Genomic DNA, 17737 nt, shown 5'->3' on the forward strand with positions numbered 1-17737 from the left:
CGAATTGAGTGGGCCAGAATGGCACATCCTTCCCTCCTGCATGGCCACATCAGCCAAATTCCAGCGGCGCAATCCGACTCGACGACGACTGGATGCGCGCGATACCGGCCGACACATTGCGGAACATCCATCCCGCATTCTCATCCGCGTAAAAAACCGGCTATTTGCGTCCCTCCGCTAAACGCACGTCGAAGGGCACCTCCACGTGTCCTGGGAGCGCAAACCGGACGGACCTGCACGAGCATCCGGACCAACCGTTTCTTCTCCCTGTCATTCCGGCCCGAAGGAACCTGACACATGCCCGGCTTCTCGGTTTCCGAACTGTTCCGCCCGACAATCCTGATGGCACTCGCCCTGATGGCGATCATCATAATGATGGTGCTGCCGATGCCTGCCTGGGTCCTCGACATTGGGCTGGCCGCCTCGTTTTCCATCGCGATCCTGATCTTCACGGTAACTCTGTTCATCGAACGGCCGCTCGATTTCTCATCCTTCCCGACGATCCTGCTGGCGTCGCTGATGCTCCGGCTGTCGCTCAATGTGTCCTCGACAAAGCTCATCATCGGCCAGGGCCATACCGGAACGGGGGCGGCGGGCGATGTTATCGAAGGCTTTGCCATGTTCGTCATGGGGGGGAACGTCTTCCTCGGACTGGTCGTGTTCGGCGTCCTGATGATCGTCAACTTCATCGTTATCACCAAGGGCGCCGGACGGATGGCCGAGGTCGGTGCGCGCTTCGCCCTGGATGGAATGCCGGGCAAGCAACTTGCGATCGACAGCGACATGGCGGCCGGGGCCATAGACCATGCCGAAGCGAAGACGCGGCGTGAGCGTGAACAGGCCGAAACGACCTTCTTCGGCTCACTCGACGGGGCCTCGAAATTCGTCAAAGGCGATGCAGTGGCTGGGCTGCTGATCACGCTTTTGAACCTGCTGATGGGGCTTGCCATCGGCGTGATCATGCATGGCATGCCGCTTGGAGGCGCGTTCGAGACCTACGCGATCCTTACCGTCGGCGACGGCCTTGTCAGCCAGATTCCAGCCGTCATCATCTCGATCGCAGCCGCACTTCTGCTGTCGCGGGGCGGCACGACCGGGACCACGGATCTCGCCGTTTTTACTCAACTCGGCAAGCATCCGGCCGCGCTTGGAACGGTATCGGTCCTGCTCTGCCTTTTCGCTCTGGTGCCCGGCCTCCCCTTCGTGCCCTTCATCGTCGGCAGTCTGGTGCTTGGAACCGCGGCCTTCAATCGCTGGCGCAGCCTTCAGCACGAAGCCGAGAAAGCGGCCCAGCCCGAAGCCGCAGAAAAGGCCGAGCCCGCCAACCGCATGGGCGATCTGCTCGATCTCGACGACATCCACCTGGAATTTGCACCCGACCTGGTCGGAATGGTGCTCGACCCCTCCACCGGGATCGAAGCCCGCATCGTGTCCATGCGCCGCCATGTGGCCGAGAGTTTTGGCCTGATCCTGCCCGAGATGCGGCTCACCGATAACGGAGCCCTGCCGCCGGGCACATATGTCGTGCGCATCCAGGGGGTCGAACAGGCGCGCGACCAGCTTAGACCCGACCGGGTGCTGGCGCTTCAGGCCGGCGATATCACCCTGTTGCCGCCCGGCGAGGATGTCCGCGAGCCGGTCTACGGCGCGCCTGCCCGCTGGGTCTCGGCCGACCGGCGCGAAGAACTTGCCTTGCAGGGCGTCACCGTGGTCAACGCCTCCGAAGTGCTCGCCACACATCTGCTGGAGGTGGTCAAGAACAATTTCGCGCGGCTTCTGACCAACAAGGCCCTGCGCCAGATCTTCGACGAGCTGAAGAACCTGTCGGATCAGACCCGTGCCCAGGCCAATCGTCGGATGATCGACGACCTTGTCCCCGAAAAGGTACCGCCGGACCTTCTTCTCGCAGTCCTCAGACTCCTGCTGGAGGAGCGAGTCTCTATCCGAAACATGCCGCTGATCCTCGAGGCCATCGCCGAAGCCCGACCAAGCCATGCCGGTGCAGAGGCGATCTGTGAACATGTCCGTCGGCGCCTCGGCTTCCAACTCGTCGCAGAACACCGCCGCGAAGACGGCACCCTGCCGCTGTTGCAGCTGTCGCCGGAATGGGAATCGCGGTTCTCGACCTATCAGGTCGGCGGCGAAGCCGGTGTGTCCGATGTCGCGCTGCCGCCTGAAGAATTCAACCGTCTGGCCAGCGCCGTTTCCGAAAAGCTGGCCAAGGCCGGCGAGAACGGAATATTCCCGGTGATCGCAACATCGGGCCGACGCCGCCGTTTCCTCCAAATGGCGCTTTCGGCCAAAGGAATCGCCGCTCCGGTGCTGTCTTTCGAAGAGATCGGAACCAATACGCGACCCGCTCTGGTGGGCATGGTCGCGGCATGACGCTCGAACTTGCACCGGCCCTCGAGATCTGGCGCCCCCTGGCCTGGGCCGGTTTCCTCGTCTTCCTGCGGGTCGGTGCGATCATGGCCATGCTGCCGGCCTTTGGCGAACGCGCGGTGCCCATACGGGTTCGGCTTGGCCTCGCACTGGCCTTCACCGCAGTGGTCTCTCCGGCGGTGTCCCCCGGCCTCATAGAGACCCCGCCTTCACTGGCACTGGCCTTCGCGACCGAAACCGTGATCGGCCTCGCACTCGGACTGGTCCTCCGGCTTATGATTCTTGCCTTGCAAATGGCGGGCGAAATCGCAGCGCAGGCCACCTCTCTGTCCCAGATCCTCGGCGCCGCTTCGATGGACCCGCAACCGGCAATGGGGCGGCTCATGCTGATGGCCGGACTGGCACTGGCCGTAATGTCGGGGCTGCATGTGCGCGCGGCAGAGGCGATGATTCTGTCCTATGACCTGTTGCCCGCGGGCCGGTTCCCCGATGCCGGCGATCTGGCCGATTGGGGTGTCGGTGGCATCGCCAAGGGGTTCGCCCTCGCCGCCACACTGGCAATGCCCTTCGTGATCGCCTCGCTCATCTACAACGTTGCGCTCGGCGTCATCAACAAGGCGATGCCACAGCTGATGGTTGCCTTTGTCGGTGCGCCGGCCATTACGGCGGGCGGGCTTGTCATTCTGTTTCTGTCGCTGCCACCGATGCTGACATTCTGGCAGGACAGACTTCTGACGCTTTTCGCGGCCCCGTTCGGAGCAGGCGGATGAGCGACGAGGATCCCGGCGACAAGCAGTTCGAGCCGACCCAGAAAAAGCTCGACGATGCAAGAAGAAAGGGTGAGATCGCCCGGTCGACCGATATCAATACGGCCGCAGTCTATGCCGGGTTCGCGCTGACTGCCTTGGCACTCGGCGGAACCAGCCTGATCAAAATGGGCGAGCTCGGCGCAGGTATGATCGGTCAAGCCGACCGGCTGGCACCGCTACTTCTGGAGGGGCATGGCAGCGCCCCGGTAGGAGGCCTGATGGCACAGTTCGGCCTTGTCGTCCTGCCCTGGCTTGCGATTCCCGCCCTTGCCGCTCTTGCTTCGGTTCTGGCGCAGCGCAGCCTGGTTGTCGCACCGGAAAAGCTGCTGCCAAAGCTGTCGCGGATCAACCCGATCGAAACGGCGAAGAACAAGTTCGGCCGTTCCGGGCTTTTCGAGTTCACCAAGAGCACCGTAAAGCTCGCGCTCTACACCATCCTGCTTGCGCTCTATCTCAGCCATCATGTCGAGGAAATGCTGGGCACGATGTATCTGTCACCTGCGATGGCTGCGGCCAAGCTGGTGCGCATGTCGGCCGAATTCCTTACTGTGGTCGTCGCCATTGCCGCCTCGATCGGCGTGGTCGATTACCTTTGGCAGATCGCCGAACACCGCAGGCGCCACCGGATGTCGCTCGAGGAACTCAAGGAAGAAATCAAGCAGTCCGAAGGGGACCCCCATATCAAGCAACAGCGGCGGCAACGCGCAATGGATATCGCAACCAACCAGATGCTGCGTGATGTGCCCGATGCCGATGTGGTGATCGTCAACCCGACCCATTATGCCGTCGCACTGAAATGGGACCGCGCTCGCCGCGGCGCCCCGTTCTGCCTGGCCAAAGGTGTGGACGAGGTCGCAGCGCGGATCCGAGAGGTTGCTGTCGAGACCGGCGTGCCGATGCGCAGCGACCCACCGACGGCGCGCGCGATCTATGGCAGCGTCGAGATCGGCGACGAGATCAAACCGGAACATTACAAAGCCGTGGCTGCAGCGATCCGCTTTGCGGAAGAAATGCGGACCAGGGCCAAAGGGCTGTGATGAACACCCGCGACGACAGGCCGGAACGTCTCGTCCGTATCGGCACGATCCTGAAGGACGCCGCGCTGAGCCGCCTGCGGCAAGCGGCGCAGGAGTGCCGCCGGATCGAAGCCGCCATAGCGGAACTCGACGACGAGGCCCAACGCGCCGCAATCGACGACGATATCGCCATGCGCGCTGTCTTCGACCGCAGCCGGACGCTCCGACACCGTGAACGTCGTACCGCGCTGAATGCCGAACTGGCCCGGGCTCGAGCGCAAGAGGCCCTATTGATGCGAGAAGCCGCCCGGGCTTTCGGTCGTGACGAGGCTATCCGGGGCCTGTTCGACCGGAAACACCGTTGAACCGTCCGGCTCGGGAACGTCCAGCCCCATCCGCCGACCATCGGCAACCCAGCTTATCAGTAAGAAACCGGTGACGTGCTCCCCTGAACAGTCCGCGGTTTGAGGTTAGCCTGTTCTCCAAACGAGGAGACAGACGATGCGGAAAAGCCGTTTCAGCGAAGAGCAGATCATTGGCATCTTGAAGGAGCATCAGGCCGGGATAGGTGCCAAGGAACTGTTCCGCAAGCACGGCATCAGCGATGGCACCTTCTACAAATGGCGCTCGAAGTATGGCGGCATGGAAGTGTCCGAGGTCAAGAGGCTGAAGGCCCTGGAGACTGAGAACGCCAAGCTGAAGAAGATGCTGGCGGAGCACATGCTCGACGCCGCGACGCTGAAGGAGATGTTGGGAATGGGAGCAGGCGAACGCCATGCGTTCGAGTGAGCCTGCGGACGCTTTTGAAGCCCGGTGCTCGGAGACGTGCCGTGGACTGGGCCATGACAGAGAAGAACTATAACCAGCGGAGGGCGTGTGCCTTGGCCGGGCTTGATCCGCGTGTCTATCGGCGAAGGTCAAGCAGGCCGCAGGACCAAGGGCTGCGTCAGCGTTTGAAAGAGTTGTCCGGGGAACGCAGGCGGTTCGGTTATCGGCGCCTGCACATTCTGCTGAACAGGGAGGGCTGGAAAGTGAACTGGAAGAAACTCTATCGGATCTACCTCGAAGAGGGCCTGACGGTGCGCAAGCGTGGTGGCCGGAAACGGGCGATTGGCACCCGTGCGCCGATGGCAACCCCGCAAGGCCCGAACCAAAGATGGTCGCTGGACTTCGTGTCGGATAGCCTGTCAGACGGGCGTCGTTTCCGGGTTCTGTGCGTCATCGACGACTTCAGCCGGGAGTGCCTGGCCTGCGTGGTCGACACGTCCCTTTCCGGGCAACGCGTGGCGCGTGAACTGGACAACATCGCCCGACTGCGCGGCTCCCCCTGCATGGTGGTCAGCGACAACGGAACGGAACTGACGTCGAACGCCATCCTGAAATGGCAGGAGGGTCGCAAGGTCGAGTGGCACTACATTGCCCCTGGCAAGCCAATGCAAAACGTTCGCGGCTCGCTCGAACCGATGGCGCTGCGACGCTCACCGTGGAAAGCTTCAATGGCCGACTGCGTGACGAGTGCCTGAACGAGCACATGTTTGCCAACTTGCGCCATGCCCGAGACCTGATCGCGGCTTGGCGCGAGGATTACAATCACCACCGCCCGCATTCGAGCCTCCACGGGCTCACCCCGCGGGAGTATCACCAACGGTCAGTAGAGGACCAAAACCTGAACATGTATCGACCCACTGAAAACCTGCTCATGCTACAAGGGAGAACGTAGCCATGAGTAAGACGATGGACGACAGCATCAAGCGGTTGACGGCGAAGCGTAAAACGGCGCTCGTCATCGAGATCATCCAAGGCAAGACGACCGCGTCGGAGGCAAGCCGGTCCTTCGACCTGACGCCCTCCGAGATCGAGGGCTGGGTCGAGGATGCCAAGCGCGGCATGGAGAACTCGCTGCGCGCCAACCCGCTCGACATCCGCGAGCAATACGAGAAGCAGCTCCGGGACCTGCAGGAAGCCTATGGAGAGGCGATGCTGGAGCTGCGGGCGCGAAAAAAGCTGCAGGCCCTGCTGGATGCGCAGGACGGGAATTGATCCGTCGCACCCAGCAGGGCCTCATTGCCGAGGGCGTCGTTGTGTCCGTCGCCAAGCTGTGTGCCTGGTTCGGCATCCCGAGGCGGACGGTCTACTACAAGCCGGTGAAGGCTGCGCCTAAGGTCGAGGCCCGCTTTTCCGAGCCGATCAAGAAGCTGATCGAGGAAGAGCCGTCCTTTGGCTATCGGACCGTGGCTTGGCTCCTGGGGTTCAACAAGAACACCGTGCAGCGGATCTTCCAGATCAAGGGCTGGCAGGTGCGCAAGCGTGCCGTGGGCATGCGGCCTCGCATCCAGGCCGTGCCGTCGGTTGCGGCTGCGCCGAACGAGCGCTGGTCGACGGATCTCGCCCGTATCTGGACGGGCAAGGACGGCTGGGCTTCCTTGGCGTTGGTGATCGACTGCCACAACCGAGAGTTGCTGGGCTGGCATCTGTCGAAGTCCGGCAAAGCCACGACCGCCAGCGCCGCCCTCGAGCACGCCCTGATCGCCAGGTTCGGCACTTTGGGCAAGGTCGAGAAAGAGTTCCTGCTGAGGTCGGACAACGGTCTGGTCTTCACCAGCCACCACTTCACCAAGATCGCCCGCAGCTACGGTCTGAAGCAGGAGTTCATCACCCCACACTGTCCCCACCAGAACGGCATGGTCGAACGCTTCATCCGGACGCTGAAGGAGCAATGCGTGCATCGCCACCGTTTTGAGACCATCCAGCACGCGATGCGCGTCATCGGTGACTGGATCAGCTTCTACAACAAACGCCGCCCTCATCAGGCCCTTGCCATGCGCACGCCTGCCGAGGCATTCACATTAGCGGCTTAACCTGAGCAGATTCAGCTGGGTCGATACAAACAGAGCGAACTAATAACCGCGGACTCTACGGAGAGCAGGTCACCGGGCATCCTGCCAGTAATGGCCTCATTCCGGAGCCCAGTCGAACCGCGCGGCGATCCCGCTCATATGCGGCTGCTCAATCTGCGCCGAAAAGACCGGACCTTTCTTGCTTAGCTCGTAAAGGAAAGAGCTCATCGCCTCCTCAGGCTTCCGATCCGGACCGATCCGCACAAGGGCGGATTCGGCAAGGAACTGCTAGGCGTCTTGCCGAACCAGATCGGTGATGAGGATGTCCGACACAATCGGACCCAGCACGCTTTGTGATGCCTCCAGCAACGCTCGCCGCAGCAACGTCAGGTTACCGCTTTCGGTAAAGGCGCCATCGAAGCCGCCTGCATTGGCATGGTCGAACAGGACCTGCAGGAAGGCATCGCGTAGCCGGGGTTCGCGTTCGAAGACGAATTCGCTGCTGCCTGTGGGTGCCTCAAGACTGATCGACATGACCACCAGCGCACCAACTCTTCCGCCGTGAACAACCGGCACGACAAATTGGTTGCTGAGCTTCACATATTCGGAACTGTCCGCAGGATCGTCGCCATTCCCAGCGGCGGACGGCGCACCCGCAGCATGGCCATCGGCCGTCATATGACTGCCGTTTTCGGCCAGACCCTGGGAAGCACTGTGATCGGTCGAGTCAGGCGGGGGCGGTGCAGGTTTCAGAAGGAACCCCGCACCACCGCCGATCGCAAGGCCGACGAGTGCAATGACGACAGGTAAGAGCTTGCCCATTTCATTTATCAGAATGGCAGGATGATATCGGCAATCTGATGGCCGATCCGTGGCTGTTGAACGTCCATTATTTGTCCGCGACCGCCATAGGAGATGCGGGCGGCCGCAATCTTGTCATAGGTGATCTCGTTCTGACGCGAGATATCCTCGGGACGAACATAACCGCTAACCAGAAGTTCGCGCATTTCATAATTGACCCGGACCTCTTGCGAGCCCTCGATCTTCATGACGCCATTATTCAGGACGTCGGTGACGGTGGCCGCGATCCGAAGCGTCAACTTCTCCTTGCGTTTGACCGACCCGTTCCCGCTATGGCTCGAACTCGAATCCGCATCGACGGCATTGTCCATCGTCACTCCATCCGGCAGGGCCTTGTTGATCCGTTGCGGAATGCCCAAAAGCTGCGGGATGCCCATCGACGTCGCGCCGCTCCGACTGCGCGCGGTCGTATTCGAAATTTCTGCCTTTTCGTCGATTTCGATCACCACGGTCAGGATGTCGCCGCGGCGTCCGGCGCGATGGTCGCCCAGAAGCGACTGGCGCCCATGGGCCCAGAGCGAGGAATTGTCGAGCGGGCTGCGACGCTCGACCTCCATCGGCAGTGTCGCACTGTCCGTCATCGCGTAATAGGAGTTGGACCCCTCGACGGGCTTGAAGGACGGGGGCCGACCGACCTCCTTCAACCGGTCGCAGGCGGCCGGGAAGAGCAGCGCCGTGGCGCAGAGAACAAGGACAAGGGGTCTCATGGACGGAAGGGCTCCTCAGGGTTTCAGGCTGGCGCCGACGACCACGCTGCCGTCGGGCGCGACAAATCCGGTGACGGTGTTGCGCGAGGCGAGGTTCATGACGCGCAGGGCATCGCCGACACCGGCCCGGTCGAGCGCACGGGCATCGGCGGCGATGCTGAGGCCGCGGCTCTGGTAACGCAGGGTGACGATCTCGTTGCGTTCGATGATCGCAGGCGGGCCGACATCGCCGATGCGGATCGGACGACCGGCATAGAGATTGACCCGCGCCTCCTGACCGATGGCCTCTTCGGGGGCGACCAGGGTCCCGACAGCCTCTCCGGCGACCACGGTCACATCGCCGGGACCGAGGATTGTCTGACCCCGCACCGACCGGGTCGCGACCAGAATATCGGCATCGGCGACGACCGGCAGCGCACCGCCCAGAACGGCAAGGAGGACAAGCAGTCGCATCAACGCACCTGTGTCGTCGCGCTCATCATCTGGTCTGCGGCAGTGATGACCTTGGCGTTCAGTTCGTAGCCGCGCTGCGCTTCGATCAAATCGGTGATCTCGCGCACCGCATCGACCGAACTGTCTTCGAGATAGCCCTGACGTAACGTGCCGAAACCATCGACGCCCGGCGTGCCGACGAGCGCCGCGCCCGAGGCCTCGGTCTCGACGAACAGGTTCGAGCCGATCGCCTCGAGCCCCTTGTCATTGCTGAACATGGAGAGGTTGAACTGCCCCAGCAGCTGGGCCTGGATCTCACCATCGAAATACGCATAGAGCTCGCCCTCGGAATTGACGGAGAGGCTGCGGGCATCGTCGGGAATGGTGATGCCGGGGCTCACGGTATAGCCGTCGGAGGTGACGATAAGCCCGTCGCCGGTGCGTTTCAGCGCACCGTCGCGGGTATAGGCGGCCTGGCCCGAGGGCAGCGTCACCTCCAGATAGCCGCGACCGTCGATGGCAACATCGAGGTCGCCATTGGTCTGCGACAACGACCCCTGGGCCAGCACCACCGACACCGCGGCCGGCCGCACGCCCAGGCCCAGTTGAACACCGGTCGGCAACACCGTGCCGTCATTGGCGTTGATGGTCCCGGGCCGGGTGACCTGCTGGTAATGCAGATCGGCGAAATCGGCCCGGCGGGCATTGTAGCCCGTGGTGCTCATGTTCGCGAGGTTGTTCGAGATGACCTCGACCCGCATCTGCTGGGCCGACATGCCGGTCGCGGCAATCTGAAGAGCGCGCATGGAATTCGTCCTTTCTGAATCAGCTGCTGGACCCGAGGGTCCGGATCACGTCGCGGACGCGCTCGTCCTCGCGTTCGAGAAACTTCTGGCCGAGCTCATAGGCATGCTGAACCTCGATCATCCGCGAGATTTCGGTCATCGGATCGACATTCGACTGTTCGACGAAACCCTGCAGGATGCTGCTTTCGAGCACTGCCTCGGTCGCACCGCCCGGGTCGAACAGCGTGCCCGCAACATGGGTCATCGCGTTCGGATCGGCAGGAAGATAGACCCCGATCTGGGTCAGCGGCCTGCCGTCGGCACTGATCGTGCCATCGGCGGAAACCGCCACGGAGGCGGCATCCGGCGGCGCGAAGACCGGCGCACCGCCGGCGTCGAGCAACGGATAGCCGTCGGGCGAAACCAGATTGCCGGCCGCATCGGGCGTGAAGCTGCCGGCCCGGGTCAGACGCTGGCCCTGCGGAGTATCGAGCAGGAAGAATCCTTCGCCCTCGATGGCGAAATCGAAAGTACCTTTGGTCTGTGTCAGCGGCGCCTGGCCAAAATCGGTATTGCGCACATTGGCCTCGGCCATCGACAAGGAGCCGCCCGGCCCGTCGACATCGACGATATATTCCGAAAAGATCAGCCCCTCGCGCCGATAGCCGATGGTCGAGCTGTTGGCGATATTGTTGGCGATGCTCTGAATCTCGCGCATCAGGCCCGATTGCCGGGTGAGCGTGGTATATCCGGTGGTTTGCATCCGTCAGATCCCCGCGATCATGGGAACGATCCGTCCGGTGAAGAACCCGACCAGCGTTTCGGTCATGAACGCCATCGAGATCCAGAACACGATCAGGATCGCCGCAAGTTTGGGTACGAAGGTGAGCGTCATCTCCTGTACCGAGGTCAGAGCCTGAAACAGGCCGATCGCCACGCCGGTCACCAGCGCAGCCGTCAGAATCGGCATCGAGATCACGACCGAGATCCAGAGGCCCTGACGCAGAGTGTCGTAGAAGACGAGCTCATTCATGGCGCTAAACCGGCATCCTCAGGATTTCCTGATAGGCCTCGACCACCTTGTCACGGATCGTGATCGCGGTTTCGACCGCAAGTTCGGTCTGCGCCAGCGCCTGCACCAGGGCATGCGGGTCGGCACCGCCGGTCATGCTCGACATCGCGGTCTGCTCGGCATTCCGGATCGTGTCCGACAAGCCCTGGGCCGCGGCCGCAAAGGTCTTCTCGACGCCGTCATCTCCGGGTTGGGGCAGGGTCGCCGGACGCGCCGTGGTATATCCAAGGGCGGCGGTACTGGATTTCAGATCCATCTCCGTCTCTCCTTATCGACGCAACAGATCGAGCAGGCCGCGCGACATTTGGCGTGCCTGGTCGAACATCTTGAGGTTCGCCTCGTAGCTGCGCTGCGCCTCGCGCGCGTCAGCGATCTCGACGACAAGATCCACGTTCGAGCCGTCGTAACTGCCCGTCGCATCGGCCAGCGGATGCGACGGATCATGCACTTTGGTCAGATCCGACTGATCGAGCGATACCCGGCCGGTCCGCACCTCGCCGGTCGGACCATGCGAGGTCAGCTCGGTCTCGAAGGTGGTCAGCTTGCGTCGATATCCGGGCGTATCGGCATTGGCGATATTCTCGGATACCAGCCGCAGCCGGGTTGCTTGGGCCTTCAGGCCGCTGGCCGACAGGCCGAAACTCTGGCTAAGATCGTTCATCCTGGGCTCCTACCATTCTGGTTATCTCTGCCGCCCGAGACTGGTTCTCAGGATCCCGAGCGAGCTTCGGTAAACCGCCAGCGCAAGGTCGTGCTGGCGCTTTGTCTCGACCGCCTTGACCATCTGATCCTCGACCGAAACGGTGTTGCCATTCGGCTCTTCCGGATCGGCGCTGTCGGTGTTCCGAGCGACATAGGCAGTCTCGCGCCAGGCCATGTGGCCAGGCCGCGTGGCACGCATCTGGGTGCCGGTGTCCGACCTGCGATAGGTCTTGGCGAAATCCGCGACATCCTCCGCCCGATAGCCGGGCGTGTCGGAATTCGCGATGTTTCGCGCAATGACGGTCTGACGTGTGCCGGCATGTTTGGCCAGCCCGGACGCCATCCGGAAGATTTCAAGCTTCTCGAACATCGGGGTTTCTCCCTCGGTCTCAGACGATGCTTAAGCTTGATTCCTTTAGAAACCGTAAGTCATGATCGTTTCGGGAGAATCCTCATGCCGCAAAACCCGTTTTCATCGCTTATCGCCCGAATTTCCGCCCTGACGCCGGTGCGAACCATGGGTCGGGTCGTGGCCGCGGGCAGCGGTACCGTCACCGTGGCTGGCCTCTCCGAAAGCGCCGGGTTGGGCGATCTCGTCGAGTTCAGACATGGTCGCGGCACAAGGCGGCGCGGCGAGGTTCTGGCCCTAGCCCAAGGCACGGTCACGGTGCTCCCCGACGGCACGCCCGAGGGTCTGTCGGTCGGCGACCGAGCGGTCCTGCTGGGGCCGGGCGAGATTGCGCCGCACAGCTCCTGGCTCGGCCGGGTGGTCGACCCGTTCGGGCAACCGCTCGACGGACGGCCGCTGATGCCGGGTTCGGTGCCGCGCCCGCTCCGCTCGGCACCACCGCCCGCCACCGCACGCCGCCCGCTTGGCTCGCGCCTAGGCACCGGACTGGCCGCCTTCGACACACTGCTCCCGATCGTTCGGGGCCAGAGGATCGGGCTATTTGCAGGCTCGGGCGTCGGAAAGTCATCGCTCCTGTCGAAATTCGCGCGCGGTGTCGAGGCCGACATGACCGTGATCGCGCTGGTCGGCGAACGCGGACGCGAAGTGGGCGAATTCGTCAGCCAGGTGCTCGGCCCCGAAGGCATGGCGCGCGCGGTCGTGATTGCCGCGACCTCAGATCAGTCGCCAATGGTGCGCCGCCGCGCGGCCTGGGCCGCCATGGCAGTGGCCGAGCATTTCCGAGACCAGGGCAATCATGTTCTCTTTCTCGCAGACTCCGTGACGCGCTTCGCCGAAGCGCATCGCGAACTGGCCCTGGCGGCCGACGAGCCCGCGGCACTGCGCGGCTATCCCCCCTCCACGGCACAGGCGATCATGTCGCTGGCCGAGCGCGCGGGTCCGGGCGTGGCCGATAGCGGCGACATCACAGCCGTGTTCTCGGTGCTGGTCGCCGGCTCCGACATGGAGGAACCCGTAGCCGACATCCTGCGCGGGGTGCTGGACGGACATATCGTGCTCGACCGCCGTATAGCCGAACGCGGACGGTTTCCGGCGGTCGATCTGTTGCGCTCTGTCTCGCGCAGCCTCCCCCGAGCTGCCACAGGCGAGGAAAACGCGATCATCGCCCAAGCCCGTCGGTTGCTGGGAGCTTATGACCGGGCGGAAATGATGATCCAGGCGGGGCTTTACGCTGCAGGCTCCGACCCCGAAATCGACGCGGCCATCGCCGTCTGGCCCGGGCTCGATGCGTTCCTGTCGGAGGACGCACCCGGTGGCGTTGCCGAAAGCTTTGCGCGCCTCGCCGCGATTCTCGATAGCGCGAAGCCTTCGACCGCGCCGGTCAAGCCGGGACTACGTACGATCCAAGGCTGAGCTCGCCCCCGGGACCGGGCGCGGGGATGCGGATCGGTCGCAGGATCAGCCGCCCAAAAGTCTCAGAGCGATCTGACCCGAGCTGTACCCGGCGCCGGTATTGGCCTCGGACCGGATCATGTACAACTTGATCAGCTCGTCACGAATGGCGTCGTCGGCGAATTGCACAACACTGGTTTCCCCGAACATGGCCCTGGCTTTGGTCTTGTAAACATCGAGTTGGCGGTCGAGGTCCAGCGATGCGAAGGAGCTGGGCAGGCCAAAGGCCGTGTCGAACACCGCGCGCATCGGCTCGGACCCCATAATGGAAAACCACTTGGCATCCTCCGACATGTTGTCAGCGGTGAGCATCGCCAGTTCCCGGTCGATATTGAGCGCAAGTCGCATGCTGTCGTCCTGTTCACCGACAGCCACCTCGAAGCTGCGGGTCAAAAAGGCTGCTGCGATCATCTCGGTATCGAAGAGCTCCTGTGCCTCGACGGCCTCGCCCCGCACGAAACCGCCAAACCCGTCCTGAAGCGGGCGCCCCGAGATCGGTTCGCCCGACTCTTCGGTGGCAACGAAGTAAGCCGTCTCCCGATCCACGGGCTTAGTATCCGCCCCCTCGTCCATCTGGTCGGCGCCAAGAACGGCAAGGCTTTCGTCGTCGGCGAAGCTGCTCAGAGCAAGCCGGCCAAGCAGAAGGCCCTGCCCACCATCCTCGAAATAGCCGTGAACCTGTCCTTCGTCATTGACGCTGATAGACTGGGCGAAGTCGGGAATGGTGATCCCGGAAAAGACGATCTTTTCGTTGTCCGTTTCGCCCTCGCCATCCGAGCCGCGCAACAGGCTGGTATCGGCAATAGACGCAACGGTGTAGCCCTCGGCAGTGACGATATGGCCATCTTCGGCACGCTTCAGGCCGACGTTACGAGTATAAGCGACTTCTCCGGTCGGAGTTGTCACCGCGAGGTATCCGGCCCCTTCGATCTTGAGGCTCAGCTCATTGGCGAAATCCTTCTCGACCGTTGCAGCGGTTGCGCCTGAGGACACGAATCTGAAGGCCTCGGCGAGCTTGTAGTAGCTCTTGTCGGCCAGCTTGTTGGCCAGCGCCCCCTTATCCTCGACGCCATCCGTCAGTACCTTCTTGATGAAATACTTGTTGCCGATTTCGTCCTGCAGGCCAAAAGCCCCCAGAGCGACCTTCAGCAGACGATAGTCTGAAACCAGCTCATCCGCCGATTTTACCTTGCCGATATTGTCGGCAAAATAGTCCAGTTCCTTCTGTGTCGCCGGACTTTTGTTGAAAGCTTCCTGCTGGCGCTCCATCGTGCGTTCGAGGAAGCGCCAACCGGCATAGCCCGTTAGAGGGAGAACCGGCTGGAAACTCATTGGTCTCGAAGCCCCGTGAGCAAACGTTCTTCGCGCGGAAGGAGCCCACGCAACGCCTTGAGTACCTGATAGTACTGATCCTGCAGGACCGCATCTGTGGCGGCCGCAAGCTGCGCCCGGCTATCCGGGTCGGTCAGCGCTTGGCTGAGTTGCTCGATACCGCGCAACAATTGCGGACGCGCCTCGGCCGGGGTCGAGTCTCCTGACAGGACGAGTTGCGCCACATAACAGACCCGGCGAACCGGCGTGTTGACCTCTTCAGGATGGATCGCGTCGCGCAGGCGCAGAATGTTTGCGTTCGGTGTCTTGATCGACAGCCGCGTACGGCGATCACCATTCTCGATCACCGCGCCGTTCACCAGAACACGCTCCTTGGGACCGAGCTTGAGAACCAGCCCCCCGCTCATGACACGCGCTCCCGCTCGGCGAGCCCGCGCATTATGGCGGTGTTGATCTCGATCAGCGCGGTCGGCTTGGCACGACCGGCAAGAACCTCATCGGTGTGATAATCGGTAAATTCGTAAAGGTAGAAGATGCGCGCCCTCAGCTCGGCGGGCAACACATTGTCCTTGTCGGCGACGTCGATTGCCAGCGTGCGCCAGAGCTTGCGATTCTTGTGCAGCGCGGCGGCAAGGGCGGGAAAAGCGCGCCGTCCGGCCTCGTGAGCCTGCTTGATCTGCGACGTAATGCGAACGAAGGCGGCGTATTCGGTGGCGCGAGGGCTGCGGGTCTTGTTCTGGTTCGGGGCGGAATAGGCCGATTGGGCCATCTGAAGTGCGTTCACGTTCTGTCCTTCCATTCCTAACGTAGCTTTCAGCTCTCAGGCGGAGAAGGCCGGGGCACTTTGGCCCCGGCCGACCGTCCTTAACGGAAGAGCGACAGAAGGTTCTGCGGCGACTGGTTGGCGATCGACAGAGCCTGGGTGCCCAGCTGCTGCTGCACCTGAAGCGCCTGGAGGCGGGCCGAAGCTTCCTCCATATCGGCGTCGACAAGGGCGCCGATACCGGTTTTCAGCGCATCGGTCAGCTTCGAGAGGAAGTCCGACTGGGTTTCCAGACGGGATTCCGCCGCACCAAAGGCCGCGGCCGCGTCGATCGAGGAGTTGATCATCGTCTCGATATCGGCCAGCGCGGTCCCGCCGGTGATGCTGAAGCCGTTCAGCCCGGCCAGAGCGCCCGCACCGTCGGCCCGCGCACGCACCGCCATGTTGATATCGTCGGTGCCCTGGTTATCGATGGTGAGTTCCCCGGCAGCGCCCACCGGATCGTAGAGTGCCGTGACACCGGTGATGCCAGCCGCATTGATCAGATCGCGCAGATTCGACAGCGCGATTTCGTTCGCGTCGTTACCCGACGCCACATCATCGGCGGTCACGGTATAGCTGAAGTTCTGATCGCCCAGCGTGACGGTGATGGTTTCGTCCTGAGCCACGGCCGACAGGGCAAAGGCTTCCTGATCACCGGAGCCGATGGCGACGGCGCCGTCGTTGTTGTTGCCGGCGACGACGAGGTTGCCGCCTGCGGTACCGGCGGCCAGCTGGCCGGCGGCGGTGGCAGCAGCCGCAGTGTTCAGGTTCTGAGCGTTGATCGTGATCGAGTTCGCGGTGACCGTGCCACCATTGCGGTCGATCGACCCGACCACCGAGGTCCCGGTACCGGAGTCGATCAGGTTGACGCCGTTGAACTGGGCGGCACCGATTGTGGCTTCCACCAGGCTGATCAGTTCGTCGGTCTCGTTCTGCAGTTTGGTGGTATCGGACGTCGCGTCACGGGCGGCGACAACCTTGGTCTTGATGTCCTTCAGCAGGTCGGTGACCGTCTCGGTGGCAGTCCGTGCCACGCCGATCATCGCCTGACCGGTGGCAAGGCTGTCGGAGACGGCGTCAAAGCCCGACACGTCGCTTTCCATGACCTTCGAGATGGCCCAGACAGCCGAGTTGTCCTTGGCCGAGCCGACGGACTTGCCGGTGGAGATTTCCGACTGGGTCTTTTCGAGGCTGGAGTTGATGCCTTTGAGGGTCTGGAGCGCGACCATCGCGCTGGAGTTCGTCAGAATGCTGGACATGGGTATGGTCCTTCCAAGTACAAGGCGCTTTGCGCCCAAGGGGTTGAGCCGCGGATAAGCGGCAATTGAAGGCTTTCTGACCCATACGGCTGCGGAGTTTTCCGTGCCGTGCCACCCGTCTCAGGGCGCGCCCCGAGCTTTCCAGCCCGGGGTTAAGGGACGACTAATCGCAGACATCTCTAAACGTAGGATTTGGCTAAAATAGGGCTCAGGCGCGGCGTGTCAGAGCCGAGGGCGTGGCGCCGATGCGGGTGCGCTCGCCACGCTGGGTGTAGGTATCGAGCGCGGCGGCAGGTTCTCGCAGCCGCTTCAGCGAGACCCGGGCCGACTCGAGCCCCTTTTCGACCGCTTCCAGCAGACGATCATTGCGCCGCGCCTTGCTGCGCAGCCCATCCAGCGCCTCGCGGTCGGCTTCGGACGGCAACTGCAACCGCGCGACCAGTTGCTCCTTTTCGTCCGTCAATGCGCGCAGGGCTTCAAAGTCGCTGTGCCGGAGCGCCTGATATTCGCGCTCGAGCAGGTCGGCGATCATGTCAATCGGGGTCATCCATTCGCTCCTTGAGTGATTCGAAGATGCTTTCAGCAAGACCGATACCTCCTGCGCGGGCCATTTCCGTGGCCTGGGCATCGCGCAAGAAAGACGTGAACTGGGTTTCTCCGATACCGCCGCCGAACGTGCCGCTGGACAGCTCGCCAGAAACGTTGCCCAGCCCCGCCGAGGCTAGCATTTCAGAGAGGAATCGAGCCTCCAGCTTCTCGGCGGCCTCGCGCAGCCGGGCGAGCCGGGCATCGCGATCCGTCGGCAAAGTCGGCCCGATCGGCGTTGGTGATGAAGGCAGCATGGCATGAACCCCTAAACTGCGAGTCGTTTTTTCAG

Annotated in this window: 22 protein-coding genes and 1 pseudogene; 8 read left to right on the forward strand and 15 right to left on the reverse strand. The window is 62.7% G+C overall.

The features are described from left to right. Nucleotides 1-297: 297 nt before the first annotated feature. From flhA to A6W98_RS01535, 7 genes and pseudogenes are all read left to right on the forward strand, one after another. Entirely contained in the window at nt 298-2385 is a 2088-nt protein-coding gene (gene flhA / locus A6W98_RS01500; RefSeq protein ID WP_042456980.1) for a flagellar biosynthesis protein FlhA, read from the forward strand. Continuing rightward, nucleotides 2382-3152: a flagellar biosynthetic protein FliR gene (locus A6W98_RS01505; protein ID WP_042456983.1), complete on the forward strand. Its 771-nt coding sequence runs from the start codon at nt 2382-2384 to the stop codon at nt 3150-3152. Before flhA ends, A6W98_RS01505 begins: the two co-directional genes overlap by 4 nt. Continuing rightward, on the forward strand, nt 3149-4228 hold the full coding sequence (locus A6W98_RS01510) for an EscU/YscU/HrcU family type III secretion system export apparatus switch protein (RefSeq protein WP_042456986.1): 1080 nt from the start codon (nt 3149-3151) through the stop codon (nt 4226-4228). Before A6W98_RS01505 ends, A6W98_RS01510 begins: the two co-directional genes overlap by 4 nt. After that, a complete protein-coding gene (locus A6W98_RS01515) occupies nt 4228-4572 on the forward strand; it encodes a hypothetical protein (protein WP_042456990.1) in 345 nt (114 codons plus the stop codon). Before A6W98_RS01510 ends, A6W98_RS01515 begins: the two co-directional genes overlap by 1 nt. Nucleotides 4573-4708: 136 nt before the next feature. Then, nucleotides 4709-5927, forward strand: a pseudogene (locus A6W98_RS21420) (IS3 family transposase). Nucleotides 5928-5929: 2 nt separating this feature from the next. Then, complete coding sequence (locus A6W98_RS01530; RefSeq protein WP_042456997.1) at nt 5930-6247, forward strand: DUF1153 domain-containing protein; 318 nt, start codon at nt 5930-5932, stop codon at nt 6245-6247. Continuing rightward, on the forward strand, nt 6244-7065 hold the full coding sequence (locus tag A6W98_RS01535; RefSeq protein ID WP_042456999.1) for an IS3 family transposase: 822 nt from the start codon (nt 6244-6246) through the stop codon (nt 7063-7065). The genes A6W98_RS01530 and A6W98_RS01535 overlap by 4 nt, the downstream gene beginning before the upstream one ends. Nucleotides 7066-7332: 267 nt before the next feature. On the opposite strand, the gene A6W98_RS01540 is transcribed toward A6W98_RS01535, so the two are convergent. From A6W98_RS01540 to A6W98_RS01580, 9 genes are read right to left on the reverse strand one after another with little or no spacing between them, the layout of a single operon-like run. After that, the gene (locus tag A6W98_RS01540) at nt 7333-7866 is read right to left on the reverse strand and encodes a flagellar basal body-associated FliL family protein (protein ID WP_042457002.1); all 534 of its coding nucleotides are present in this window, start codon (nt 7864-7866) and stop codon (nt 7333-7335) included. Nucleotides 7867-7874: 8 nt separating this feature from the next. Further along, nucleotides 7875-8612, reverse strand: coding sequence for a flagellar basal body L-ring protein FlgH (gene flgH / locus A6W98_RS01545; RefSeq protein WP_042457004.1), 738 nt, complete (start codon nt 8610-8612; stop codon nt 7875-7877). A 15-nt stretch (nt 8613-8627) separates the two neighbouring features. After that, nucleotides 8628-9065 carry a flagellar basal body P-ring formation chaperone FlgA gene (gene flgA, locus A6W98_RS01550; protein ID WP_042457007.1) on the reverse strand — a complete coding sequence of 146 codons (438 nt, stop codon included), beginning with the start codon at nt 9063-9065 and terminating at the stop codon, nt 8628-8630. Then, complete coding sequence (gene flgG, locus A6W98_RS01555; RefSeq protein ID WP_042457010.1) at nt 9065-9850, reverse strand: flagellar basal-body rod protein FlgG; 786 nt, start codon at nt 9848-9850, stop codon at nt 9065-9067. The genes flgA and flgG overlap by 1 nt, the downstream gene beginning before the upstream one ends. A 19-nt stretch (nt 9851-9869) precedes the next feature. Beyond that, entirely contained in the window at nt 9870-10592 is a 723-nt protein-coding gene (locus A6W98_RS01560) for a flagellar hook-basal body complex protein (RefSeq protein WP_042457012.1), read from the reverse strand. A 3-nt stretch (nt 10593-10595) separates the two neighbouring features. Further along, entirely contained in the window at nt 10596-10862 is a 267-nt protein-coding gene (locus A6W98_RS01565) for a flagellar biosynthetic protein FliQ (RefSeq protein WP_042457015.1), read from the reverse strand. 4 nt (nt 10863-10866) lie between these two features. Then, on the reverse strand, nt 10867-11157 hold the full coding sequence (gene fliE, locus A6W98_RS01570; RefSeq protein WP_042457019.1) for a flagellar hook-basal body complex protein FliE: 291 nt from the start codon (nt 11155-11157) through the stop codon (nt 10867-10869). A 12-nt stretch (nt 11158-11169) separates the two neighbouring features. Beyond that, complete coding sequence (gene flgC / locus A6W98_RS01575; protein WP_042457022.1) at nt 11170-11562, reverse strand: flagellar basal body rod protein FlgC; 393 nt, start codon at nt 11560-11562, stop codon at nt 11170-11172. Between the two features lie 21 nt (nt 11563-11583). Continuing rightward, on the reverse strand, nt 11584-11973 hold the full coding sequence (locus tag A6W98_RS01580) for a FlgB family protein (protein ID WP_042457025.1): 390 nt from the start codon (nt 11971-11973) through the stop codon (nt 11584-11586). A gap of 84 nt (nt 11974-12057) precedes the next feature. Here A6W98_RS01580 and A6W98_RS01585 point away from each other — a divergent pair, with 84 nt between their 5' ends. Beyond that, entirely contained in the window at nt 12058-13425 is a 1368-nt protein-coding gene (locus tag A6W98_RS01585; protein ID WP_042457028.1) for a FliI/YscN family ATPase, read from the forward strand. A 45-nt stretch (nt 13426-13470) separates the two neighbouring features. On the opposite strand, the gene A6W98_RS01590 is transcribed toward A6W98_RS01585, so the two are convergent. The 6 genes from A6W98_RS01590 to A6W98_RS01615 all read right to left on the reverse strand — a co-directional run bounded on the left by A6W98_RS01590 (nt 13471) and on the right by A6W98_RS01615 (nt 17702). Further along, a complete protein-coding gene (locus A6W98_RS01590; protein WP_052677884.1) occupies nt 13471-14796 on the reverse strand; it encodes a DUF1217 domain-containing protein in 1326 nt (441 codons plus the stop codon). Further along, entirely contained in the window at nt 14793-15203 is a 411-nt protein-coding gene (gene flbT, locus A6W98_RS01595) for a flagellar biosynthesis repressor FlbT (RefSeq protein ID WP_042457031.1), read from the reverse strand. The genes A6W98_RS01590 and flbT overlap by 4 nt, the downstream gene beginning before the upstream one ends. Next, nucleotides 15200-15580, reverse strand: coding sequence for a flagellar biosynthesis regulator FlaF (flaF, locus tag A6W98_RS01600; RefSeq protein WP_042464387.1), 381 nt, complete (start codon nt 15578-15580; stop codon nt 15200-15202). The genes flbT and flaF overlap by 4 nt, the downstream gene beginning before the upstream one ends. Nucleotides 15581-15660: 80 nt before the next feature. Further along, the gene (locus A6W98_RS01605) at nt 15661-16860 is read right to left on the reverse strand and encodes a flagellin (RefSeq protein WP_042457034.1); all 1200 of its coding nucleotides are present in this window, start codon (nt 16858-16860) and stop codon (nt 15661-15663) included. 208 nt (nt 16861-17068) lie between these two features. Then, nucleotides 17069-17407, reverse strand: coding sequence for a hypothetical protein (locus A6W98_RS01610; protein WP_042457037.1), 339 nt, complete (start codon nt 17405-17407; stop codon nt 17069-17071). Continuing rightward, complete coding sequence (locus A6W98_RS01615) at nt 17394-17702, reverse strand: rod-binding protein (protein ID WP_081251725.1); 309 nt, start codon at nt 17700-17702, stop codon at nt 17394-17396. Before A6W98_RS01615 ends, A6W98_RS01610 begins: the two co-directional genes overlap by 14 nt. Nucleotides 17703-17737 lie beyond the last annotated feature (35 nt).

Source organism: Rhodovulum sulfidophilum DSM 1374 (assembly GCF_001633165.1).
Classification (GTDB): domain Bacteria; phylum Pseudomonadota; class Alphaproteobacteria; order Rhodobacterales; family Rhodobacteraceae; genus Rhodovulum; species Rhodovulum sulfidophilum.

Bases quoted from the DNA above. Each gene is read 5' to 3' on its own strand.
- flhA (WP_042456980.1), top strand. From the start codon at position 298: ATGCCCGGCTTCTCGGTTTCCGAACTGTTCCGCCCGACAATCCTGATG.
- A6W98_RS01505 (WP_042456983.1), top strand. From the start codon at position 2,382: ATGACGCTCGAACTTGCACCGGCCCTCGAGATCTGGCGCCCCCTGGCC.
- A6W98_RS01510 (WP_042456986.1), top strand. From the start codon at position 3,149: ATGAGCGACGAGGATCCCGGCGACAAGCAGTTCGAGCCGACCCAGAAA.
- A6W98_RS01515 (WP_042456990.1), top strand. From the start codon at position 4,228: ATGAACACCCGCGACGACAGGCCGGAACGTCTCGTCCGTATCGGCACG.
- A6W98_RS01530 (WP_042456997.1), top strand. From the start codon at position 5,930: ATGAGTAAGACGATGGACGACAGCATCAAGCGGTTGACGGCGAAGCGT.
- A6W98_RS01540 (WP_042457002.1), bottom strand. From the start codon at position 7,866: ATGGGCAAGCTCTTACCTGTCGTCATTGCACTCGTCGGCCTTGCGATC.
- flgH (WP_042457004.1), bottom strand. From the start codon at position 8,612: ATGAGACCCCTTGTCCTTGTTCTCTGCGCCACGGCGCTGCTCTTCCCG.
- flgA (WP_042457007.1), bottom strand. From the start codon at position 9,065: ATGCGACTGCTTGTCCTCCTTGCCGTTCTGGGCGGTGCGCTGCCGGTC.
- flgG (WP_042457010.1), bottom strand. From the start codon at position 9,850: ATGCGCGCTCTTCAGATTGCCGCGACCGGCATGTCGGCCCAGCAGATG.
- A6W98_RS01560 (WP_042457012.1), bottom strand. From the start codon at position 10,592: ATGCAAACCACCGGATATACCACGCTCACCCGGCAATCGGGCCTGATG.
- A6W98_RS01565 (WP_042457015.1), bottom strand. From the start codon at position 10,862: ATGAATGAGCTCGTCTTCTACGACACTCTGCGTCAGGGCCTCTGGATC.
- fliE (WP_042457019.1), bottom strand. From the start codon at position 11,157: ATGGATCTGAAATCCAGTACCGCCGCCCTTGGATATACCACGGCGCGT.
- flgC (WP_042457022.1), bottom strand. From the start codon at position 11,562: ATGAACGATCTTAGCCAGAGTTTCGGCCTGTCGGCCAGCGGCCTGAAG.
- A6W98_RS01580 (WP_042457025.1), bottom strand. From the start codon at position 11,973: ATGTTCGAGAAGCTTGAAATCTTCCGGATGGCGTCCGGGCTGGCCAAA.
- A6W98_RS01585 (WP_042457028.1), top strand. From the start codon at position 12,058: ATGCCGCAAAACCCGTTTTCATCGCTTATCGCCCGAATTTCCGCCCTG.
- A6W98_RS01590 (WP_052677884.1), bottom strand. From the start codon at position 14,796: ATGAGTTTCCAGCCGGTTCTCCCTCTAACGGGCTATGCCGGTTGGCGC.
- flbT (WP_042457031.1), bottom strand. From the start codon at position 15,203: ATGAGCGGGGGGCTGGTTCTCAAGCTCGGTCCCAAGGAGCGTGTTCTG.
- A6W98_RS01605 (WP_042457034.1), bottom strand. From the start codon at position 16,860: ATGTCCAGCATTCTGACGAACTCCAGCGCGATGGTCGCGCTCCAGACC.
- A6W98_RS01610 (WP_042457037.1), bottom strand. From the start codon at position 17,407: ATGACCCCGATTGACATGATCGCCGACCTGCTCGAGCGCGAATATCAG.
- A6W98_RS01615 (WP_081251725.1), bottom strand. From the start codon at position 17,702: ATGCTGCCTTCATCACCAACGCCGATCGGGCCGACTTTGCCGACGGAT.